The organism is Hymenobacter sp. BT559, assembly GCF_017571525.1.
Taxonomy (GTDB): domain Bacteria; phylum Bacteroidota; class Bacteroidia; order Cytophagales; family Hymenobacteraceae; genus Hymenobacter; species Hymenobacter ginsengisoli.
In genome coordinates, this window is the sequence record NZ_JAGETY010000002.1 from 285,046 (window position 1) to 303,664 (window position 18,619).

17 protein-coding genes are annotated in these 18,619 nt (G+C 61.8%); 8 read left to right on the forward strand and 9 right to left on the reverse strand.

The window, feature by feature from the left end; genetic code table 11:
- Window positions 1–52: 52 nt before the first annotated feature.
- Window positions 53–964 carry a LysR substrate-binding domain-containing protein gene (locus J4D99_RS03845; RefSeq protein WP_208130389.1) on the reverse strand — a complete coding sequence of 304 codons (912 nt, stop codon included), beginning with the start codon at window positions 962–964 and terminating at the stop codon, window positions 53–55.
- A gap of 254 nt (window positions 965–1,218) precedes the next feature.
- On the opposite strand from J4D99_RS03845, the gene J4D99_RS03850 reads away from it, so the two are divergent.
- The 3 genes from J4D99_RS03850 to J4D99_RS03860 all read left to right on the forward strand — a co-directional run bounded on the left by J4D99_RS03850 (window position 1,219) and on the right by J4D99_RS03860 (window position 3,716).
- Window positions 1,219–1,653 (forward strand): DUF4890 domain-containing protein, encoded by a 435-nt coding sequence (locus J4D99_RS03850; RefSeq protein ID WP_208130390.1) that lies wholly within the window; start codon window positions 1,219–1,221, stop codon window positions 1,651–1,653.
- Between the two features lie 183 nt (window positions 1,654–1,836).
- A complete protein-coding gene (locus tag J4D99_RS03855; protein ID WP_213019496.1) occupies window positions 1,837–3,210 on the forward strand; it encodes an MBL fold metallo-hydrolase in 1,374 nt (457 codons plus the stop codon).
- Between the two features lie 20 nt (window positions 3,211–3,230).
- Window positions 3,231–3,716 carry a hypothetical protein gene (locus J4D99_RS03860; RefSeq protein ID WP_208130391.1) on the forward strand — a complete coding sequence of 162 codons (486 nt, stop codon included), beginning with the start codon at window positions 3,231–3,233 and terminating at the stop codon, window positions 3,714–3,716.
- A gap of 288 nt (window positions 3,717–4,004) precedes the next feature.
- Here the strand turns inward: J4D99_RS03860 and J4D99_RS03865 are convergent, their stop codons facing one another.
- Together J4D99_RS03865 and gcvT are read right to left on the reverse strand one after the other, a co-directional pair.
- Window positions 4,005–4,724 carry a 2-phosphosulfolactate phosphatase gene (locus J4D99_RS03865; RefSeq protein WP_309509598.1) on the reverse strand — a complete coding sequence of 240 codons (720 nt, stop codon included), beginning with the start codon at window positions 4,722–4,724 and terminating at the stop codon, window positions 4,005–4,007.
- Window positions 4,725–4,862: 138 nt separating this feature from the next.
- Window positions 4,863–5,975: a glycine cleavage system aminomethyltransferase GcvT gene (gene gcvT / locus J4D99_RS03870; RefSeq protein WP_208130392.1), complete on the reverse strand. Its 1,113-nt coding sequence runs from the start codon at window positions 5,973–5,975 to the stop codon at window positions 4,863–4,865.
- 117 nt (window positions 5,976–6,092) lie between these two features.
- Between gcvT and J4D99_RS03875 the strand changes: the two genes are divergently transcribed.
- The 3 genes from J4D99_RS03875 to J4D99_RS03885 all read left to right on the forward strand — a co-directional run bounded on the left by J4D99_RS03875 (window position 6,093) and on the right by J4D99_RS03885 (window position 8,575).
- Window positions 6,093–6,464, forward strand: coding sequence for a CZB domain-containing protein (locus tag J4D99_RS03875; RefSeq protein ID WP_208130393.1), 372 nt, complete (start codon window positions 6,093–6,095; stop codon window positions 6,462–6,464).
- 15 nt (window positions 6,465–6,479) lie between these two features.
- Window positions 6,480–8,039 carry a sensor histidine kinase gene (locus J4D99_RS03880; protein WP_213019497.1) on the forward strand — a complete coding sequence of 520 codons (1,560 nt, stop codon included), beginning with the start codon at window positions 6,480–6,482 and terminating at the stop codon, window positions 8,037–8,039.
- A gap of 77 nt (window positions 8,040–8,116) precedes the next feature.
- Window positions 8,117–8,575, forward strand: a complete 459-nt coding sequence (locus J4D99_RS03885) for a response regulator (RefSeq protein WP_208130394.1) — start codon at window positions 8,117–8,119, stop codon at window positions 8,573–8,575.
- A 95-nt stretch (window positions 8,576–8,670) separates the two neighbouring features.
- On the opposite strand, the gene rnhB is transcribed toward J4D99_RS03885, so the two are convergent.
- The 4 genes from rnhB to J4D99_RS03905 all read right to left on the reverse strand — a co-directional run bounded on the left by rnhB (window position 8,671) and on the right by J4D99_RS03905 (window position 12,087).
- Complete coding sequence (gene rnhB, locus J4D99_RS03890; protein WP_208130395.1) at window positions 8,671–9,282, reverse strand: ribonuclease HII; 612 nt, start codon at window positions 9,280–9,282, stop codon at window positions 8,671–8,673.
- A gap of 76 nt (window positions 9,283–9,358) precedes the next feature.
- The gene (locus J4D99_RS03895; protein WP_208130396.1) at window positions 9,359–10,978 is read right to left on the reverse strand and encodes a hypothetical protein; all 1,620 of its coding nucleotides are present in this window, start codon (window positions 10,976–10,978) and stop codon (window positions 9,359–9,361) included.
- Window positions 10,979–11,184: 206 nt separating this feature from the next.
- Window positions 11,185–11,595 carry an EVE domain-containing protein gene (locus tag J4D99_RS03900; RefSeq protein ID WP_208130397.1) on the reverse strand — a complete coding sequence of 137 codons (411 nt, stop codon included), beginning with the start codon at window positions 11,593–11,595 and terminating at the stop codon, window positions 11,185–11,187.
- Window positions 11,596–11,640: 45 nt separating this feature from the next.
- Window positions 11,641–12,087: a hypothetical protein gene (locus J4D99_RS03905; RefSeq protein WP_208130398.1), complete on the reverse strand. Its 447-nt coding sequence runs from the start codon at window positions 12,085–12,087 to the stop codon at window positions 11,641–11,643.
- Window positions 12,088–12,246: 159 nt separating this feature from the next.
- On the opposite strand from J4D99_RS03905, the gene polX reads away from it, so the two are divergent.
- Window positions 12,247–13,968 carry a DNA polymerase/3'-5' exonuclease PolX gene (gene polX, locus J4D99_RS03910; protein WP_208130399.1) on the forward strand — a complete coding sequence of 574 codons (1,722 nt, stop codon included), beginning with the start codon at window positions 12,247–12,249 and terminating at the stop codon, window positions 13,966–13,968.
- Window positions 13,969–14,089: 121 nt separating this feature from the next.
- A complete protein-coding gene (locus J4D99_RS03915) occupies window positions 14,090–15,058 on the forward strand; it encodes a glycosyltransferase family 9 protein (RefSeq protein WP_208130400.1) in 969 nt (322 codons plus the stop codon).
- Window positions 15,059–15,071: 13 nt separating this feature from the next.
- On the opposite strand, the gene J4D99_RS03920 is transcribed toward J4D99_RS03915, so the two are convergent.
- Window positions 15,072–16,331, reverse strand: a complete 1,260-nt coding sequence (locus J4D99_RS03920; protein ID WP_208130401.1) for an acyltransferase family protein — start codon at window positions 16,329–16,331, stop codon at window positions 15,072–15,074.
- 33 nt (window positions 16,332–16,364) lie between these two features.
- Window positions 16,365–18,446: an OmpA family protein gene (locus J4D99_RS03925; protein WP_208130402.1), complete on the reverse strand. Its 2,082-nt coding sequence runs from the start codon at window positions 18,444–18,446 to the stop codon at window positions 16,365–16,367.
- Window positions 18,447–18,619: the final 173 nt, after the last annotated feature.

Below are 18,619 nucleotides of genomic sequence, written 5' to 3' on the forward strand. Positions count from 1 at the left end.
CAATTACCTACTCCACAGGTAATTGAAAACTGTTATTGCCAATAACCAAAAGTTATACCAAAGTGAGGGCTTGTTGCTGCCCGAAGCTGAGAAACCGCTGCGCTACCCGCGCCAGAGGCTGGCCCTGCACCCACACCGCCTCAAACTGTCGGCGCAGGGCTAGCCCCTGCAGGGGCACTATTTCGAGCACGCCCGCAGCCAGCTCGCGCCCCAGCGCCTGCCGCGACACAAAGCCCAGCGCCGCGGGGGCTGCCTCCAGGTAGGTTTTGATGGCCTCAGTACTATTGAGATAACACGCCACTTGCAACTCGCTCAGCTTGATTTTGCGCTCGCGCAGGGCCAGCTCCAGCACTTCGAGGGTGCCTGAGCCGCGCTCGCGCAATACTAGCGGGCTAGCCAGCGCCTCGGCCAGCGGCAGGGGCTGGGCCGGCGGGCCGGCGGGCGTGGCCCGGCGCACGGCTACCAGCTCGTCGGGCAGCAACAATTCGTAGTGCAAATCACGGTTTTTGGTGCGGCCTTCTACGAAGCCCAGGTCGAGCTCGCCGCGCAGCAGCGCCTCGGCAATACGCTCAGAGTTAGCTCCTAGCAAGCTGAGCTGCACCTGCGGGTAGCGCGCCTGAAAGGCGGGCAGCCAGGCCGGCAGCACGTATTGGCTGAGCGTGGTGCTGGCGCCCAGGCGCAGGCGCCCGGCGGCTTCTTCGGGGTCGCGCAGGGCTAGCAGCTGCTCTTCGAGCTGCTGAGTGGCGGCGGCTACGGCCTCGGCATGCGCCAGCAGCAGGCGGCCCGCTTCGGTGAGACTCACGCGGTTGCCGCGCCGCGCTAGCAGGCGCTGGCCATACTGGGCTTCGAGCTCGCGGATGTGCTTGGTGACGGCCGGCTGGCTCACAAACAGCTCTTGCCCGGCCTTGGTGAAGCTCAGGTGCCGGGCCACGGCGGCAAATACGCGCAGGCGAAAATCAGACATACCGGCAAAGGTCGGGCGCGGGGCAGCGCGGCCGGCTATCGCACGCCGAGACGCAAGGAGGCGGCTCTACGTGTATCCATACCCTAGCCTGCTTCGTCGGCAAAAAAGCCGCCTTTATCGGCATAGCAGGCGATGGCCGAGGCGCGGCGCGGCTTTGGCCCGCTCCTTGTGTTTACGTCAGCATCCGGAGTCAGCGCGGCCGCGCTTCCTGCTTTTCTCCTCTTTTTTCTGCCTTTCAGCTCCTTATCCTGTTTATGAAAAAGTCCCTGCTTCTGCTGGCCGCTATGGCCTTCGCCACTGCCAGCTTCGCTCAAACTACGCCTACCACCACGCAACTGCCCACCCACCGTGTGCACCGCATGGGCAAAGGCGAGCACAAAACGCCCGAGCAGCGGGCCGAGCACCGCACGGCTATGCTCACCAAAAAGCTGAGCCTCAGTGCCGACCAGCAAGCCAAGGTGCAGCAAATCATGCTAGCCCAGACTCAGGAAGGCCAGGCCCTAAAAGCCAAATACCCGGCAAAGGAGCAGCGCCAGGCCCTTCACCAGGAAATGAAGGCCGGCCACGCCAAGTACCAGGCCCAGCTGCAAGGCGTGCTCACGGCTGACCAGTACGGCAAGCTCGCCGCCATGCAAAAAGAGCATCACCATCGCGGTGAGCACGGCGACAAGCAAAAAGAAAAGAGCTAGCTGTAGCGCCTGCTGTTTGCTTCGAAGCCCCGGCCCCACGGCCGGGGCTTTTTGCTGCCTGGCCCAGGGCGATGAACCGAGGGGGCTAGCGTGATGTTGAAGCGGCTCGTTATATTTGACCCTATCACCTACCCCGGCAGCCCGATTATCAAGCGGTTAGCTCAACGGCTGCCACCATCCCCAATGCCCTTACCCAGTAGTAGCACCCCCGCGGTGCAAATTCAGCAGTTTTACGATAAAGGCTTAGCCCACGCTTCCTACGCTATTCGGGCGGGCCGGCAGGTGGCCGTTATCGACCCCGGCCGCGACCCGCAGCCCTATTACGACTTTGCCGACGAGCACGACGCCCAGATAGTGGCCGTGATTGAGACGCACCCCCACGCCGACTTCGTGAGCAGCCACCTGGAAATAGCCCAGGAAACGGATGCCACCATCTATTGCAGCAAGCTCACCGGCGCCCGCTACCCCCACAAGAATTTTGATGACGGCGACCGGCTCAAGCTCGGCAACGTCGAGCTGCATGCCCTGAATACTCCCGGCCACTCGCCCGACAGCATCAGTGTGCTGCTCATGGATGAGGCCGCCCAGACCCGCGCCGTCTTTACCGGCGACACGCTTTTTGTGGGCGATGTGGGCCGGCCCGACCTGCGCGAGGCCGAGGCTGCTGGCGGCCACGCCCGCGAGGAGCTCGCCGCCCAGCTCTACACCAGCCTGCGCCAGAAGCTGATGGCCCTGCCGCCCACCACGCGCGTGTACCCGGCCCACGGCCCCGGCTCGCTCTGCGGCAAAACCACTAGCCCCGACCTCGACAGCACCATCGCGAAGGAGCTAGCCACCAACTACGCCCTGCAGCCCATGTCGGAGCCCGAGTTTGTGCGGGTGCTGCTCGAAGACCAGCCTTTCATGCCCAAGTACTTCGGGCACGATGTGCAGCTCAACAAGCAGGGCGCACCCAATTTTGAGGACAGCATCCGGGCAGTGCCGCGCGTGCATGGGGGCGCCGCGCTAGCCCCCGGCGTACTCGTTATCGACACCCGGCCGGCCGCCAAGTTCCGCGCCGGCCACCTGCCCGGCGCCATCAACCTGCAGGATGGTGGCAAGTTTGAAACCTGGCTGGGCTCGGTAGTAGGCCCGCAGGAGAAATTTTACTTACTCGCCGACACCCAGATTCAGCTCGACGCGGTGATTCGCAAAACCGCCAAAATTGGCTACGAAGGCAACATCAAGGGTGCCCTGCTGGCCCCCACCACCCAGCCCGCCACCAGCCCGGCCGTAGACGTGGCCGCCGTGCGCCAGCACCCCGAGCAGTTTACCATTGTGGATATTCGCAACCGCACCGAGGCCCACGACCCGCTGTTTGCCCACGCCTTGCTTATCCCGCTGCCCGAGCTGCGCGAGCGCGTCAAGGAGATTCCGACCGACAAGCCGGTGCTCGTGCACTGCGCGGGCGGCTACCGCTCGGCGGCCGGGGCTAGCATCATTCAGGCTGCACTGCCACATGCGGAGGTGCTGGATTTGAGTGAGGCCGTGACAGAGTTTGCGCCGGTGTCGGCGTGAGACTGCTGCTATTCTTCTGTTTGGTACTGACTAGCCGGGCGGCCTTTGCACAGGCTGCCCGGCCGTGGCCGCGCAATGCGGCGACCGGCAAGATTGAGTTTACTGGCCGCCTGCCGTGGCCCGATAGCGTCCGTACCGAAGCGCAGCGGCAGTTGCTGGTGCGACGCTGGTATCGGCGGAAGCTGACGAATGACCAGCCGGAAATGATTCGGCGTTTTGTCCAAGAAAGTGGGACTACTTACAGTCAAATTCCTGCGGAGAGCTGCTACCGGCTTAGTATCATGAACCGAGACGAAGAGCACTTTAGTCTTTGTTTTCAACTCAGACTTACTTCAGATAATACGGGCTTAAGTTATCGGTTTTTTGATTTTGACTATAATTATTTTTCTTTCGATAATGGCGGCGATTATTCGTTAGAAAGTTTATTGACACCGGAAGGCGCCTCCCCACGGTCCATTATAGAATCGTTTCATGAGCAACTACTAGCTGCCACGAAAGCCTGGTAACGCTGGTTGTGGCTCGAAGCCACAGCCGCGTTTTGTATTGCAGAAGCGCGGGTTTGTATCTGCCTGCCCCAGCTGATATTGGGACCTTTGTGAGGTTGAATCTTCATTCAAAAACCTCTCTAAACACCCTAGTACGAGCACCATCAAGAAAGTACCGCCGGGCAGCCAGGGCCTGCACGTATCGGTAGAAGGACTGGGCTGCATGGGCATGACCGGCGGCATCATCGGCATGAGAAGAACAAAACCGGGCAAACGCCGGCGACCTACCGGTTTTCGGCGCAGTAAGGCCTAGCCGCGCACCAGGCGGTCGGTGCGCCAGATGGGCAGAATATTAGGGTGCGTATCAACCTGCATGCAGAACGTAAAGTCGTCGTGCGCTTCCAAGGAATTGAGTCGGCGCACGGCGGCCGATTGCAGCAGGTAGTCGGGCCAAGTGGGCTTGGCGTGCTGCCACAGGTGCAGGGCCGCCAGCGCGGCATCGGAGGAGGCAATATCGAAGCCACGCGGGGCTAGGCGCTCGGCCAGCGCGCCGCCAAAGATGCTGTCTTCGAGGCAGAAGCTACCTTTCCAGCCGGCGCATACCACCAGCACATCGCGCCCTTGCGCCACCGCAAAATCGGCCACCGCACTCAGGTTCAGAAAGGAGCCGCACACAATGGCCTCGGCCGTGAGCGAGCGGTGTAGCGCCATGGTGCCATTGGTGGTGCTGATGGCCAGCGCCCGGCCCTGCACCGCGAGTTTGCCATCGAGAAAGCCGAAAGGTGAATTGCCCAAATCGAAGCCCGCCGCGGCAATGCCGTCGCGCTCGGCCGCCGTGATGCAGCCCTGCTCACGGCCGAGCGCGGCGCACTCTTCCAGCGTGGCTGTGGGGAAAACATCCGTGACGCCCGCCGCCAGGGCCGTGACAATGGTGCTGGTGGCGCGCAGCACGTCTACAATAACGGCGACCCGGCCGCGCAGGTCGTAGAGCGGCAGCAGCTCGGGCGAAAAGCAAACGTCTAGTTTCACAATACTAGTGACTTAACAAACAAATAAGAAAGAACGTCATGCTGAGCCTGTCGAAGCATCTCTCCCGAACGACACCCTAGCGGCGCGGGAGAGATGCTTCGGCAGGCTCAGCATGACGTTCTTAAAAAGAATTTTAGCTTACGCCTCCTCAGTGCCGGGCACCAGCGGCAGCTTGGCCACGGTGGCGGGCAGGTTTTTGCCGCGCACCTGCACAAAAATCTGCGTGCCGGGGCTAGCCAGCTCGGTTTTGACGTAGCCCAGGCCGATGCCCTTGCTGAGGCTCGGCGACTGGCCGCCGCTGGTGACCTCGCCAATGGCGTTGCCCGCGGCATCGACCAGCGGGTAGTGGCTGCGGGGCAGGCCGCCGGGACCGTCCATCACGAAGCCCACCAGCTTGCGCTGCACGCCAGCGGCCTTTTGGGCCTTCAGGGCTTCGCTGTTGGTGAAGTCTTTGGTGAATTTGGTAATCCAGCCCAGGCCGGCTTCGAGGGGTGAGGTGGTATCGTCGATGTCGTTGCCGTAGAGGCAGTAGCCCATTTCGAGGCGCAGGGTGTCGCGGGCGCCCAGGCCAATGGGCTTGAGGCCGAAGGGCTTACCGGCGGCCATAATTTTATTCCATACGTCGGCGGCGTGCTCATTCGGAATGTACAACTCAAAGCCGCCCGCCCCGGTGTAGCCGGTGGCCGAGATGATGACATTGGGCGCACCGGCGAAGGTGCCCTGCACAAAGCTGTAGTACGGAATGCTGGTCAGGTCTACGTCGGTGAGCGAGGCTAGCGCGGCGGCGGCCTTGGGGCCCTGCACCGCGAAGAGGCTCAGCTGGTCCGACACGTTCTCCATGTCGGCGCCGTCGGTGTTGTGTTGCTGTAGCCAGTTCCAGTCTTTTTCGATATTGGAAGCGTTGACTACCAGGAAGTAGTCTTCCTCGGCCAGCATATACACGAGTAGGTCATCTACGATGCCGCCGGTGGCGTTGGGGAAGCACGAGTACTGCGCCTTGCCGGGCTGGAGCTTGCTAGCGTCGTTGCTGGTAGTGCGCTGAATGAGGGCTAGCGCCTGCGGGCCTCGCACCCGAAACTCACCCATGTGCGACACGTCGAAGATGCCCACCGCGCGGCGCACCGTGTGGTGCTCCTCCAGGTCGGAGGAATAGCGCACGGGCATGGCATAGCCAGCAAACGGAACAATTTTGGCGCCTAGCTGCTGGTGGGTATCGTGCAGGGCAACGGTTTTGAGCGGGGTAGCTTCCATGAGAAACGAGGAGATGGACGTGGTGACGGGCCGGCGGGGCCAGGCAGCCACAAAGCTACTTCGCGCCCCGGCAACGTGCCCGGCAGGCGCCCGTACTATAGCCTACCTTTATTACGTATGAGCCCTGAAGCTATTAAGCAGGATTTTGAGTCTGCTATCGTCAAACACTTTTCCTTTAAGGCTCGGCTACGCTCCTTTTTGCATGGCAATGGAAACGAGCAGGGCCCCTTGCGCGACCCCAATCAGTGCGGCATGGGCCAGTGGATAGCCGAGCGCCGCAGGGGTACCTACAGCCACCTGTCCGAAATGCGTGAGCTCGACCGGCTGCACCGCCTCATTCATGAGCAGGCCAACCGGCTCATGGATTTGCACGTGGCCGGCCACCGCGAAGAAGCCCTAGCCGGCTTTGGTGAAGTGCAGGTGCTGGCCGACAGTATCCAAGGGCTGCTGCAAACTATGGAGGCCAAATTGCGTACTGCGCAAGCGTGACGGCGCCGGGCTACCATGAAAATTAACCTTACTACTAAACTATTTGCCGGCTTCTTACTGCTGCTGGGCTTATTTGCCGCCGTGGTGGTGGTCAACTATCGCCTCGCTGGCCAGGTGCTACGCAATTCGCAGCGCGTGGAAGCCTCGCAGCATACCTCGGCCGATGGGGCCACGCTGCTGCGCAGCATTATTGACATGGAAACTGGATTTCGGGGCTACCTGCTGCTGGGCAACGAGCAAGTATTGCAGCCCTACTACTCGGGCGAGCGCGATTTGCTGAACCGCTTTAATGCGCTGCGCGACGAGCTGGCCGACGAGCCCGAGCAGCGCCAGCGCCTCGACACCACCCAGCACTACTACCGGCAGTGGTCGACTTATACGCACCTCATGATAAGTGAGAAGCGTGCCGCCCGCATTCGCGACCCGCAGCAAACGGGCCTCAGTGGCATGGCCCACGCCAACCTGACCGAGGGCCTGGCTGGCAAGCAGGTGATGGATGCCATCCGCTACCAGATGGCCCGCTTCGACACCGCCGAAACCGCCAACCGCCAGGCCCAGCGCCAGCGCCTCGCCGACAGTATTTCGCGTGCGCAGAAGCTCTCGGGGTTGATAACGGGGCTAGCCCTGGCTTTTGGCCTGTTCTGGGCCTTGTACATTGTGCGGCTGCTGGCCCGGCGCCTGCGCAACATGATAGAAATGGCCCGCCGCCTGGCCGATGGCGACTACAAAACGCAGCTTGTAGATACTGAGCACGACGAAGTAACCGAGCTTACCACGGCCCTGAATACAATGGCCCGCACCATCGACCAGAATATCAGCCAACTGGAGGGCCGCAATCAGGAACTCGACCAGTTTGCCTACGTGGTGTCTCACGACCTGAAGGCGCCGCTGCGGGGCATCGAAAGCGCCTCGCGCTGGATTGAGGAAGACATGGGCAAAGACTCGCTGCCGCCGCACATCCGCGAGTTTCTGAGCCTGATGCGCCAGCGGGTACACCGCATGGAAAACCTCATTACCGGCATTCTGGCCCTGGCTAGGGTCGGCAAAGTGGCCGAAGCCAACGAGGCGGTATTTGTGCGCCAGCTGCTGCGCGAAATCACCGACACGGTGGGCCTGCCCGAGGGTATGCAGATGGAGCTGCCCTTTTTCCTGCCCACGCTGCCCACCAACCGCACCCAGCTCCAGCAGGTATTTACCAACCTGATTTCCAACGCCATCAAGTACCACGACCACCCGAGCACCGGCACCATTCGCATCGGCTGCGAGGACCTGAACGACAACTTCTACCGTTTCTCGGTGCAAGACGATGGCCCCGGCATCGCGCCCGAATACCATGAGCGCATCTTCATTATTTTCCAGACCCTGGTAGAGCGCGACGCCCTCGAAAGCACCGGCGTGGGCCTGGCCATCGTGAAGAAGATAGTAGAGCGCCAAGGCGGCCGCATCTGGGTCGAGTCGGCTGAGGGCCAAGGCGCTACCTTCTTTTTCACCTGGCCCAAAAAGCCGGCTGCCAAGCCCGCTACGGCCGGGGTACAGGCGGTGCCGGCTGCCCAGCTAGCGGCGGCGGTCAGATGAGCGCCCGCGTATCCTTTCCTTTTTTTGTATCGTTAGCATAACCTGCCTATACTGGCTCCGTCTGTTTTCTTTGCCCCATGTCCCCCCTTTCCTCGTCCGCCTCACCTAGCATCCTGCTCGTCGAAGACGACCAGATGGATGTCATGAATGTGCAGCGGGAACTTCGTAAGCAACACATCACCGTTCCGCTAATACACGCCAAAAATGGCCGCGAAGCCCTCAACCTGCTGCGCGGCGAAAACGGCGAAACCAAGATTGCGCGCCCTAGCCTGGTCATGCTCGACCTGAACATGCCGCGCCTCAACGGCCTGGAGCTCCTCAAAATACTGCGCAACGACCCTGAGTTTAATGACCTCAACGTGTTCATTATGACCACGTCGGACCTCGACACCGACCGCACAGGGGCTAGCAGCCTCGGCGTGAGCGGCTACATTATCAAGCCCCTCACCTTCGATTCGTTTGGCGGCGAAGGCGGCGGCACCGTCGATGGCTTCAGCCTCTTTCTAGACCTGCTAAAGCTAAAAGACAACGGCTAATTTTTACTGGTTAAGTGAATAATGGTCAATGGTTAATGCCGTTCAGTAATCCAGAACGGCATTAACCATTGACCATTATTCACTTAACCAGTGTCTTAATATTCCAGCCGAAAGGTGGGGCGATGGTGCGGGCTAGGCCCGTGCGCGCGCAGGGCAGCTCGGTGAGCGGCCGTAGGGTAGCCCGCATTTTGGGCCCAGCCATACTGCGGGTATTCCTGGGCGAGGGCCAGCATGTGCTCGTCGCGAAACGTTTTGGCCAGAATAGAAGCCGCTGCGATGTGGCGGTAGCGGCCGTCGCCACCCACGACGCAGGTATGCGGCAGCTCCGGATAGGGGCGAAACCGGTTGCCATCGACCAGCAAGTGAGTGGCCGGTACGGCTAGCCCTGCTACGGCCCGGTGCATGGCCAGGTAGCTGGCCTGCGCAATGTTGAGGCTGGTAATTTCGGTCGTAGAGGCCTCCCCTACTGCCCAGGCCACCGCCTCGGCGCAGATGAGGGCGCGCAGTGCTTCGCGCCGACGAGCCGTGAGCTGCTTGGAGTCGTTGAGAAAAGGCGGGTTGAAATCGGGCGGCAAGATGACGGCCGCCGCAAACACTGGCCCGGCCAGGCAGCCGCGCCCGGCTTCGTCGAGGCCAGCCTCGTGCGGGTGGCCGGTGTGGCTGGCCAGCAGGGGCAGCGGCGGGGTTTTGATTTTAACAGAGGGCATAAGCAACGAAGAGCCGGCTACTGCTAGCCGGCCCTAGCGCCCACAAAGGTCGGGCGGCACCACGCTCCCGCTAGCTCTAGAAATGCAGGGCCTGCAGGAAAAATACCTGCCGTTCGGCGCCACGGTCTGCCTTGATGCGCTGGAAGCCACTGGCTATAAACCTATTACCGCCCCAGGGCAGCAGCTCGGGCTGCTGCACATCAAGCACTTTTTCGGTCTTGCTATTGGCACTGGTGAGTAGCTCCACCTTGGTATCATTGGGGCTAGGCTCACCTTGCCGAATGCGCTTGTAGTGCAGCTCGTTATCGAGCAGGTAGGCTAGCACCAAGTGGCCATCGGCCAGCACCAGGGGCTGCACGGCTTCTTCGAGGCCCGAGCGCACGAGGCCCGGCCCCACCACGAAGGTATTGTCCCAGAGCAGATTGCCGCGCTTGTCGAAGCCACAAACCAGTACGTGCGAAGTCCGGAAACCGACGAGGGCCCCACCATTGGTATAGGTAGTATGGGGCAGGTAGCCGCTCGTAAGCGCATTGTAGGCATTGCGACCGGACAGGCTGTTATACGGGCCGAGCCCTGCTCCGCTCCCGTACGAAGAGTAGTTATACTGGGGGGCGTAAACCTCGGCCACCAGCGTGTAGCCACCGCCAGGCTGAGGCAGCAGCTCGTGCAGCAGCAGGTGAAAGTGCCAGTGCACGGGGCTCGCCTCGCGGGCCTCGCGCCGGGCGGTGCGGTCGCGCAGGCGCGCTTCGCGGGTGGGGTTGAGGTAGTCGAAGAAGTGCCGCAGGCGCTTAAAATCGTAGAAGCGCAGCGCTGGCCGGCCGCTGGCAGCACTGGTAGCTTTAGCCGTGAGGTCGGTGGCAAACAGCCCTTGGGCGTAGTGCACGTCGCGCAGGCCATAGGTGCCAGCTAGCAGGCGGGTGGTGGTGTCTTCGGGGGGGCTGAGCTGGGCGGTGAGCAGGCTGCGCTCGCTCTCGGTTTGCACAAACTCGGAGCTCAAAAGCTGGCCGTGCTCGGCCGAGAGCCGCTTGAGCTGCAGGCGCTGCTTGCGGCCGTTGCTTTGGCTGAGCACAAACTCGGCGTGGCCGGCGGGGCGGTCGGCCACGCTGGTGAGCTCGGTATCGAGCGGCTCGTAGAGCGACGGCAGAAACTGAAATTGCCCGGTGGCCACGTCGAGCAGCAGCACGGTCTGGTGCTGCTGGTCGGTGAGGGTCACGTTGGCCAGCAGCCGGCCGGCCATCGCTTTGAGCCCTACCACCTGGCGGCACAGCTTGGTATCGAAGGGCTGCAGGCGCACCTCGCCACCACGGGCATCATAGGCGAGGGCTAGCAGCTTGCCCGTAATGTCGGGCGCCCGAAACAGCGCGTACACAATGCCCGGCTCGGCGCACAGGCGCTGCACCTCATATTCGGGCGGAATATCCACCTTCACCTCGCGGCGCAGGTGCAGGTTGGCGCCGTACTGCTGCAGCACGTAGTGGGGCTTATTGCGCAGCCCGCCGCTCTCGTGCCGGATGAGCAGCACCACAGCCGTATCGGCGGGCAGGGCCTGCACCTGCACGTCGTCGGTGCTGGGGTCAAGCAGTAGTTCAGTGCGGGCCGCCTGCACCGGCGCATCGGCCGGGGGCGGCGGAGGAGTGCGCTGCGCCCACAGCCCTAGCGGCAGCAGGCAGCACCAAAAAGCGAAGAAGTGTTTCATAGCTAGCCTCGCAACGCAGCCCCGGCCCGAATGGTTGGGAGCGTTGTGTACGAAGATAACCTTTTTTCACAGCTTTGGCAAGCCCGGCCGGCAGGGCAGTTCAAACGTACGCTGGGCGGCATTTGCTGGCGCTGATTAGCTGCCTAATCGTAGGCAGGTAGCGCGCTACTGCCGGGCAATGCCGCGCGCCACCGTAACCCTGCGGCTTACCCTTCGGCCAGGGCCAAAATAAGGTCGAACTCTTCGGGCCGCACGGGCGTGACCGACAGGCGCGACTGCCGCAATAAGCCAAGCTGCGCCAGCCGCTCGTCGGCCTTTAGGGCAGCTAGCGATACCGGGCGGCCTAGCGGTGCGTGGGGCCGCAGGTGCACCGCCACCCAGGGGCTGCCGGCCTCGGCGGTGGCATCGGGGGCATGGGCGGCGTGCACAATGGCCACGCCTACTACCGCCTTTTCGCTCACGCTGTGGTAAAACAGCGCCAGGTCGCCGGGCTGCATGGCTTGCAGATTATTGCGGGCCTGGTAGTTGCGCACGCCGGTCCAATCGGTGCCGCCCTCGCGCACAAAGTCGGCCCAGGAATAGGCTTCGGGTTCAGATTTAACGAGCCAGTGGTTCATACCCGCAAAGTTCGGCTGCTAGGCCCCAATGCCCTAGCCGAGCACTTAAGGGTTGCGGATAATCTCGACGGCGGGGCGCTCGTTGAGGCGGCGCAGGCGTAGCACGCCCTGCTTATAATCAAGCAATTCGAGCTCGTAGTCGGGCTCGGCGGGCTCCAGCTCGGGCAAGTGAATGAGCAGGCGGCCGGTAGTAGTTTCGGTCCAGCTGCCTTCCTGGGCCACCAGCCCGCCGCCGGGCGGCACATCGTAGCGCACAAAGCGGCCAGACGGCCCTAGCCGGAAGCCGGGCCGGCCGCCAGGCCGGTAGCGAAAGCGATACGTATTGCGCCGATAAGCCAGCGTGTCGGCGCGGCTGGCCTCGGGCAGCAGCAGCCAGGTGCCGTGCAGGGCAGCTAGCTGGCCGGCGGGCAGCCCGGCAGGGTGGTTGGGGTGGCAGGCAGCGGCCAGCAGCAAAATGCCGGCTAGCCCACCCATACGTCTAGCGGAAACCATGATAAGGCAATAGTACGTGAAATAGAAGCATCCCGCCTATGCCTTGAGCCGTACTTTTGGGAGTTACCTGTTGGTGGCTGGTGGTTGACTGCTACCCAGCGAATGAGGCGGCTTATACGGCTCCCTTAGCAACAAGTAGCCTCTCGCAATCACCCCGCAATGGACAACCGCGCCCTTATTAAAGCCTTCCGGCTCACGGCTCAGCTCTTGGAGCTGCACGACGAAAACGCCTTCAAAATCAGGGCCTACGAGGGCACGGCCACGGCCCTGGAGCAGCTGGAATTTCCGGTAGCCGAGGTAGAGCGCCCGGGCCTGCCCGACCGCACCGGCCTGAGCAAAACCCAGGCCGCCAAGGTGGCCGAGCTGCTCGATACCGGCACCTTCAAAGAACTGCAAGAGCTGCTCGACAAAACGCCGCCCGGCGTGGTAGAGCTATTGAATATTAAAGGCATCGGCCCTAAAAAAGTACGGGCGCTGTGGCGCGAGGCAGGCATCGAGAGCCCCGAGCAGCTGCGCGAAGCTGCCGAGGCCGGCCAGGTAGCCAAGCTCAAGGGCTTTGGGGCCAAGACGCAGGAAAGCCTGCTGGCCGCGCTGGCCTTCACCGACCAAAGCGCCGGCAAACTGCTGTTCTCGCAGGCCGAGCAGCTCGCCGGCGACCTAGCTGAGCGCCTGCGCCAGCTGCCCGGTGTGAGCGAAGTAGCCCCTACTGGCGAAGTACGCCGCGCGCTCGAAATTGTGGAAACTATTGAGCTGCTGGTGGCTAGCTCCAACCCAGGGCCCATTCACGCGCTACTCAATGCGGCGCCCGGCCTGCGGCACGACGCGCTGCGCTCGGGCCCCTTTGCCTGGCGCGGCACCGTAGCCGACTCGGGGGTGAGCGTAGCCGTGCGCGTAGTGGCAGCCGATGAGTTTGTGAATCAGCTCTTTGTGAGCACCGGCAACGAGGCGCACCTGGCGGCAGTACTGCCCAAGGCGGGCCCCGGCCAGCCCGCTAGCCTGCGCCAGTGGGCCAAGCGCGAGCGCTTTGCCAGCGAGGAGGCGCTGTATGAGAAAGCCGGCTTGCAATACGTAGTGCCCGAGCTGCGCGAGGGCCTGGGCGAAATAGAGCTGGCCGCCGAACACAAGATTCCCGAGTTGCTGCAAGACAGCGACTTGCTCGGCTCACTGCACAACCACAGCACGTATTCCGATGGCAGCCACTCGCTGCGCCAGATGGCTACTTTCCTGCGCGATGCGGGCTACGAGTACCTCGGCATCTGCGACCACTCGCAGGCCGCGCACTATGCCAATGGCCTCGGCCCCGAGCGCGTGCGCCAGCAGCAGCGCGAGATTGATGAGCTGAACCAGGAGCTAGCCCCCTTCCGAATCTTCAAGGGCATTGAGGCCGATATTCTGGGCGATGGGAGCCTGGATTACGACGAAGCCCTGCGCGACTCGTTCGACTTTATTGTGGCCTCCATCCACTCCAACCTGAAGATGGATGAGCAGCGTGCTACTGAGCGCCTGCTGGCCGCCATTGCCAACCCGCACACCACCATGCTCGGCCACCCCACCGGCCGGCTGCTGCTGCGTCGGGCTGGCTATCCTATTGATTTTAAAAAGGTTATTGATGCCTGCGCTGAGCACCAGGTCATCATCGAAATCAACGCCAACCCCTGGCGCCTCGACCTCGACTGGCGTTGGGTACGCTACGCCATCAGCCAGGGTGTGCAGCTCAGCATTAACCCCGATGCCCACCACACCGACGGCTATGCCGACATGCGCTACGGCGTGCTAGCTGGCCGCAAAGGCATGCTAACCAAAGCGATGACGTTCAACACCAAATCGGTGGATGAAGCGGCAGCCTATTTCGCGGCGCGCAAGGCGAAGTATAAAAATTAGCTTTAGTTAAAAGAACGTCATGCTGATGCAGGAAGCTTCTCGCCCGTGCTGCCAGGGTCGATAATCCACCGATTCGAGCGAGAAGCCTCGTACGTCAGTATGACGTTCTTTTTTATTCCACATGAAAATCCTGGTTCTGCGCTTCTCTTCCATCGGCGATATTGTGCTGACTACGCCGGTAGTGCGGCAGTTGAAAACGCAGGTGCCGGGCGCACAGGTGCACTTCGCCACCAAGCCGGCGTTTGCCAAGCTTTTTGAGGCTAGCCCCTACATCGATAAGCTGCACCTGCTGAGCGGCAGCCTGGGCGAGTTGGTGCGCGAGCTGCGCGCCGAGCGCTTCGACTTCATCGTCGATTTGCATAATAATCTGCGTACCAGCCTTATCCGACTACAGCTAGCAGGCGTACCGAGCCGAGCTTTCGACAAGCTCAACTGGCAGAAATACCTACTCGTGCGCTTCAAAATCAATCAGTTGCCGCCAGTACACATCGTGGACCGCTACCGGGCGGCCGCCGCGCCGCTCGGCATCCGCGACGACGGCGCGGGATTGGATTATTTCATCCCAGAAGGCCAGGAAGTCGACCTAGCCACCGAGCTTCCGGTAGGCTTTCGGCCCTGGGAATATGTGGCCGTAGCCATCGGCGCGCAGCACGCTACCAAGCGCCTGCCTGTAGAGAAGCTCATCGAGCTGATGCAGCGGCTGGCGCCGCGGCCAGTGGTGCTGCTAGGGGGCCCCGAAGATGAAAGCACCGGGCATGTCATTCAGCTGGCCGCCAATTCACTCATCTTCAATGGCTGCGGACAATTCACTTTGCATCAGTCGGCCTCACTGCTGCGGCAGGCGCAATTTGTGGTGAGCCACGATACCGGGCTCATGCACATTGCCTCGGCCTTCAAAAAGGAGATTTACAGCGTGTGGGGCAACACCGTGCCGCAGTTTGGCATGTACCCCTACCGCACCAAGTTTGAGGCGCTCGAAGTGCTAGGCCTGCCCTGCCGGCCGTGCTCCAAAATCGGCTTTGCCAAGTGCCCCCAGGGCCATTTCAAGTGTATGCGCGAGCAGAATTTGGCGCGCGACTGGCCGTCCTAGCCTAGCGGCCCGCTTAAGCCAAGCGGCGCTTCAGCCACGGCTGCAAGCGCCGTTCCAGCACCCAGCTCAGCCCCAGTACTAGGGCAAAGTAGCCCACCAGCCGCCCCAGCCATGTACCGACGCTGCCGCTGAAAAAAGGCACCTCATGCACCAGCCATAACAACGGATAGTGGATGATGTACACCCCATAAGAAATGCTGCCCAGCGGCTGCAGCCGCTGCACTACCCTAGCAGCCGCGGCAGCCCATTGCCCACGCAGCAGGTAGACTACCCCCGCCACCACGTAGGCCCCGGCCGGCAGACAAACCGAAAGGTTGGTCGTACCAAAGAGCCGCCCCGTGAGCCCGTAGGCCAGCAGGTATAGCGCCGGGCTCGCAAACGCCGCCCGCTCTAGCCACAGCAATCCCGGCACCATGCGGTTAGAAAAGCACAGCAGTAGCGGCACCCCTAGCAGGAGATAGGATAAGTCGGCAAAATTGATAGGACGTTCGAAAAACGGCACAACGTTCTCATCCAAGTCCAGACCCAACGTGTGCAGCCCAGCAGACACCAGGTTAAGACGCTGATACGCAAGCAACAGCAGCAGCCATGCCAACATGGCACCGTAGCGCGGCGGGGCCTGCCGCCGCGCTACGGTGCTCAGGGCTAGCCCCGTAAACCAGAAGGCGCCTCCGTAGGCCAGGGCTATCAGCACCAAGGGCTGCACGTGTAGCAGTGTACCTAGCACACCAACGCCCACGCAGCCCGCCGCCACGCGCCAGGCCGGCCAGGCCCGCGCCGATACCAGCATAAACAGCAGATAATAAGCCATTTCATAGGGCAGCGACCATATCGGCTGGTTGTAAGATGGGACGGCCACGGCAAGGCCCTGCAAAAACACCAGGTATCCTTCCCACTCGCTGACGCTGAAGGGCTTGTGGTACGCAGCTGCGAGGATACCTGTAGCGCCCAGCGCCAGTATATACAGCGGATAGAGCCGCACTATGCGCTTGCGCAGGTAACGCCGCCGCGCCTCCCCCGTGGCTAGCGGCGCTGGGTTAGTCAGGCCAATAACGTAGCCCGAAAGCAGAAAAAATACGAGAACTGCCAAATGGCCGGGCGGGGCGTATTGCCACACTCCGCTAGGCCGAAAGTGCGGGTCGAAGACCGGGCCGGCGGCTATTGCATGCCCTAGCGCCACCAGCAGCGCCGCCACTCCGCGGAGCGCCTCCAGCGGATGGTCGTAGAAAACCACCGGGCGGATATCAGCTGAGTGCGTGGCTTGCGTTGTCATAAGGCCATACTGGTATGCACACCGGGCACGGGGCTATTTCCAGTCGGCTCCGCCGCCCTTCTCTCCTTCCGGCTTTATCAACCGGAACTCTACCCTTCTATTGATGCGGGCGTCGGCGGCGGTAAGCTCGTCTTTGAGCGGCCGGCTGGAGCCATAGCCGAAGCTTTCGATGCGGTTGAGGCCTAGCTTGCCCTTGCGCTCGATGTAGCGCCTGATTTCCTCGGCGCGGTCTTGCGAGAGCTTTTCGTTTACTTCGGGGTCGCCGCGGCCGTCGGTGTGGCCCGCAATGCTGAGCTTATACGTGGGGTGGTCGACCAGAAAGAGCGTGATTCGGTCGAGCGTGGGGTGCATACTGGGCAGTATACTCGACTTATTGGCTTCAAACTCAATATTCTTGAAAATGAGCGGCAGCTTGTAGTCGATGCTATTCGTGAGCATCGTCATCACGGTATCGCCCTTAAGCTCGAACTTTTTTTCGACCGAAAAGGCATCCGGGCTTTGGATAAGCATGGCGTAGTGCGAGCCTTCTATCAGCTCAAAGTCAAACGAGCCATCGGCCCGCAAGTACTTGCTAGCCACCTCAATGCCGTTATCGAGGTCGATGATGCTGACCATGCCCTTCAGGGGGCGGTTGCTTACCGAGTCGAGCAGCGTGCCGGCTACCTGGGTGGTGGCTAGCGGCTGCGCCTCCATGGGCAGCGGAAAGGAATAGAGGTCGAGGTTGTTCAAGTCTTTCTCCTCCGAGCGGGCATAGTAGAGGTTTTTGCTTTGGCTATCAATCGTAAAGTAATATTCTGACCCTTTGCCGTTTACCAGAGGGCCGATGTTGCGCGGCTCCTGCCAGCGGCCTTTTAACCGGTAGGTTTTGTAGATGTCGAAGTCGCCAAAATTGAGCAGCTGGCCCCGCGAGCTGAAGTACAGCACCTGGTAAAGCGGATGGAAAAAAGGGCTCACCTCGCTCTCGCGGGTGTTCACCACCGGGCCCAGGTTCATGGCTTTGCCCCACTGGCCGTTTTTGCCCTTCACGGTGTAGTAGATATCGCTGAGGCCGAAGCCCCCTAGCCGGTCGGAAGCGAAATAGAGCGTGTCTTCCTTGGGCGAGAGCGTGGGCTGCGAATCCCAGGCCACGGAGTTGACGAGTGGGCCGAGGCTCTTGGGGGTGCTCCACTTGCCATCCTTGCCGAGGCTGGCGGTGTAGAGGTCGCAGTTGCCGTGGCAGGTGGGGCACTCGCAGCGGGCAAAAAAGATGGTGCGCCCATCGTGTGAGAAGCACGCCGAGCCCTCATTATACTGCGAGTTGATAGGCTTGGGCAGCGGCTGGGCCTCCGACCACACATTGTCCCCTTCCTGGTGCGAGCTATATAAGTCTTCCTGCTCACGGGTGCGCACCCCCTTGCCCTGCGGCCGCTTCGAGCTGAAAAGCAGCACGGTATCGGCTGCGCCCAGCGCCGGGCCGTAATCAGGATATTTCGAGTTAACGGCGTCGCCCATGTTTGTGTACACGTTTTTGGGCGGGTGAAAGGTGTTGACGCTCTTGCGGTACTCCACCACGTTGTAGTACACCTGCAGCGGCACGTAGAGGATGGCTGCCTTTTCCTCCAGCGAGTCGTAGTAAAGCTGCACACGCCGAATATCGGTGCGGTGGTGCTTGAGGGCTAGCCGAAAATAGGCCTTGGCCAGCTCCTGCTGGGTGCTGTCGCGCTGCAAAAGCTGGCCTAGGTGCCAGAGCAGGTCGGTATTGCGGTAAAAATTCTCAATGCCAAACTGACCGACGTAGCGCATCAGCAGCGCGCGGGCCTCGGCATAGCGGTGGCGGCGCTCGGCCCGCTGAATAGCCTTGAGCGCTTTTTTATCCTCGAAAAAGGCAATTCTGTTGACATTTGGAAAATAGGGCGTGCCATCGGCGTGCAGGCGCAGGCGGCGCGCCACCCGGCCCTTGAGGGCGCGCTGCTGGTAGGCGGGGCGGGGGGGGCTAGCCGGGCGGGGCGGGGTGAGCAGGGGGGCTGCTTTGGCGGGTTTTGGCGCGGCGCGCGGCGCGCGCTGGGCTAGCCCGGGCGGCGCGGCTGCCAGCACCACCCACCAGCACAAGAAACAAAAAAGCAGCGGGAAGCGCATTTAATGAGTAATAGAAAGAAACGGGGCTGCAAGTTCTTACACAACAGCCACTATTAGCAAATTGCTATGCCGGGCCGGGCGGCCGGGCGCCGGTTTGGCGGCCCCTGGCGGGCTGGCACGGCCCTTGCCCCGGTTGCCGACTGGCCTTTTTGTACCTTAGCCTAGCGGAAACC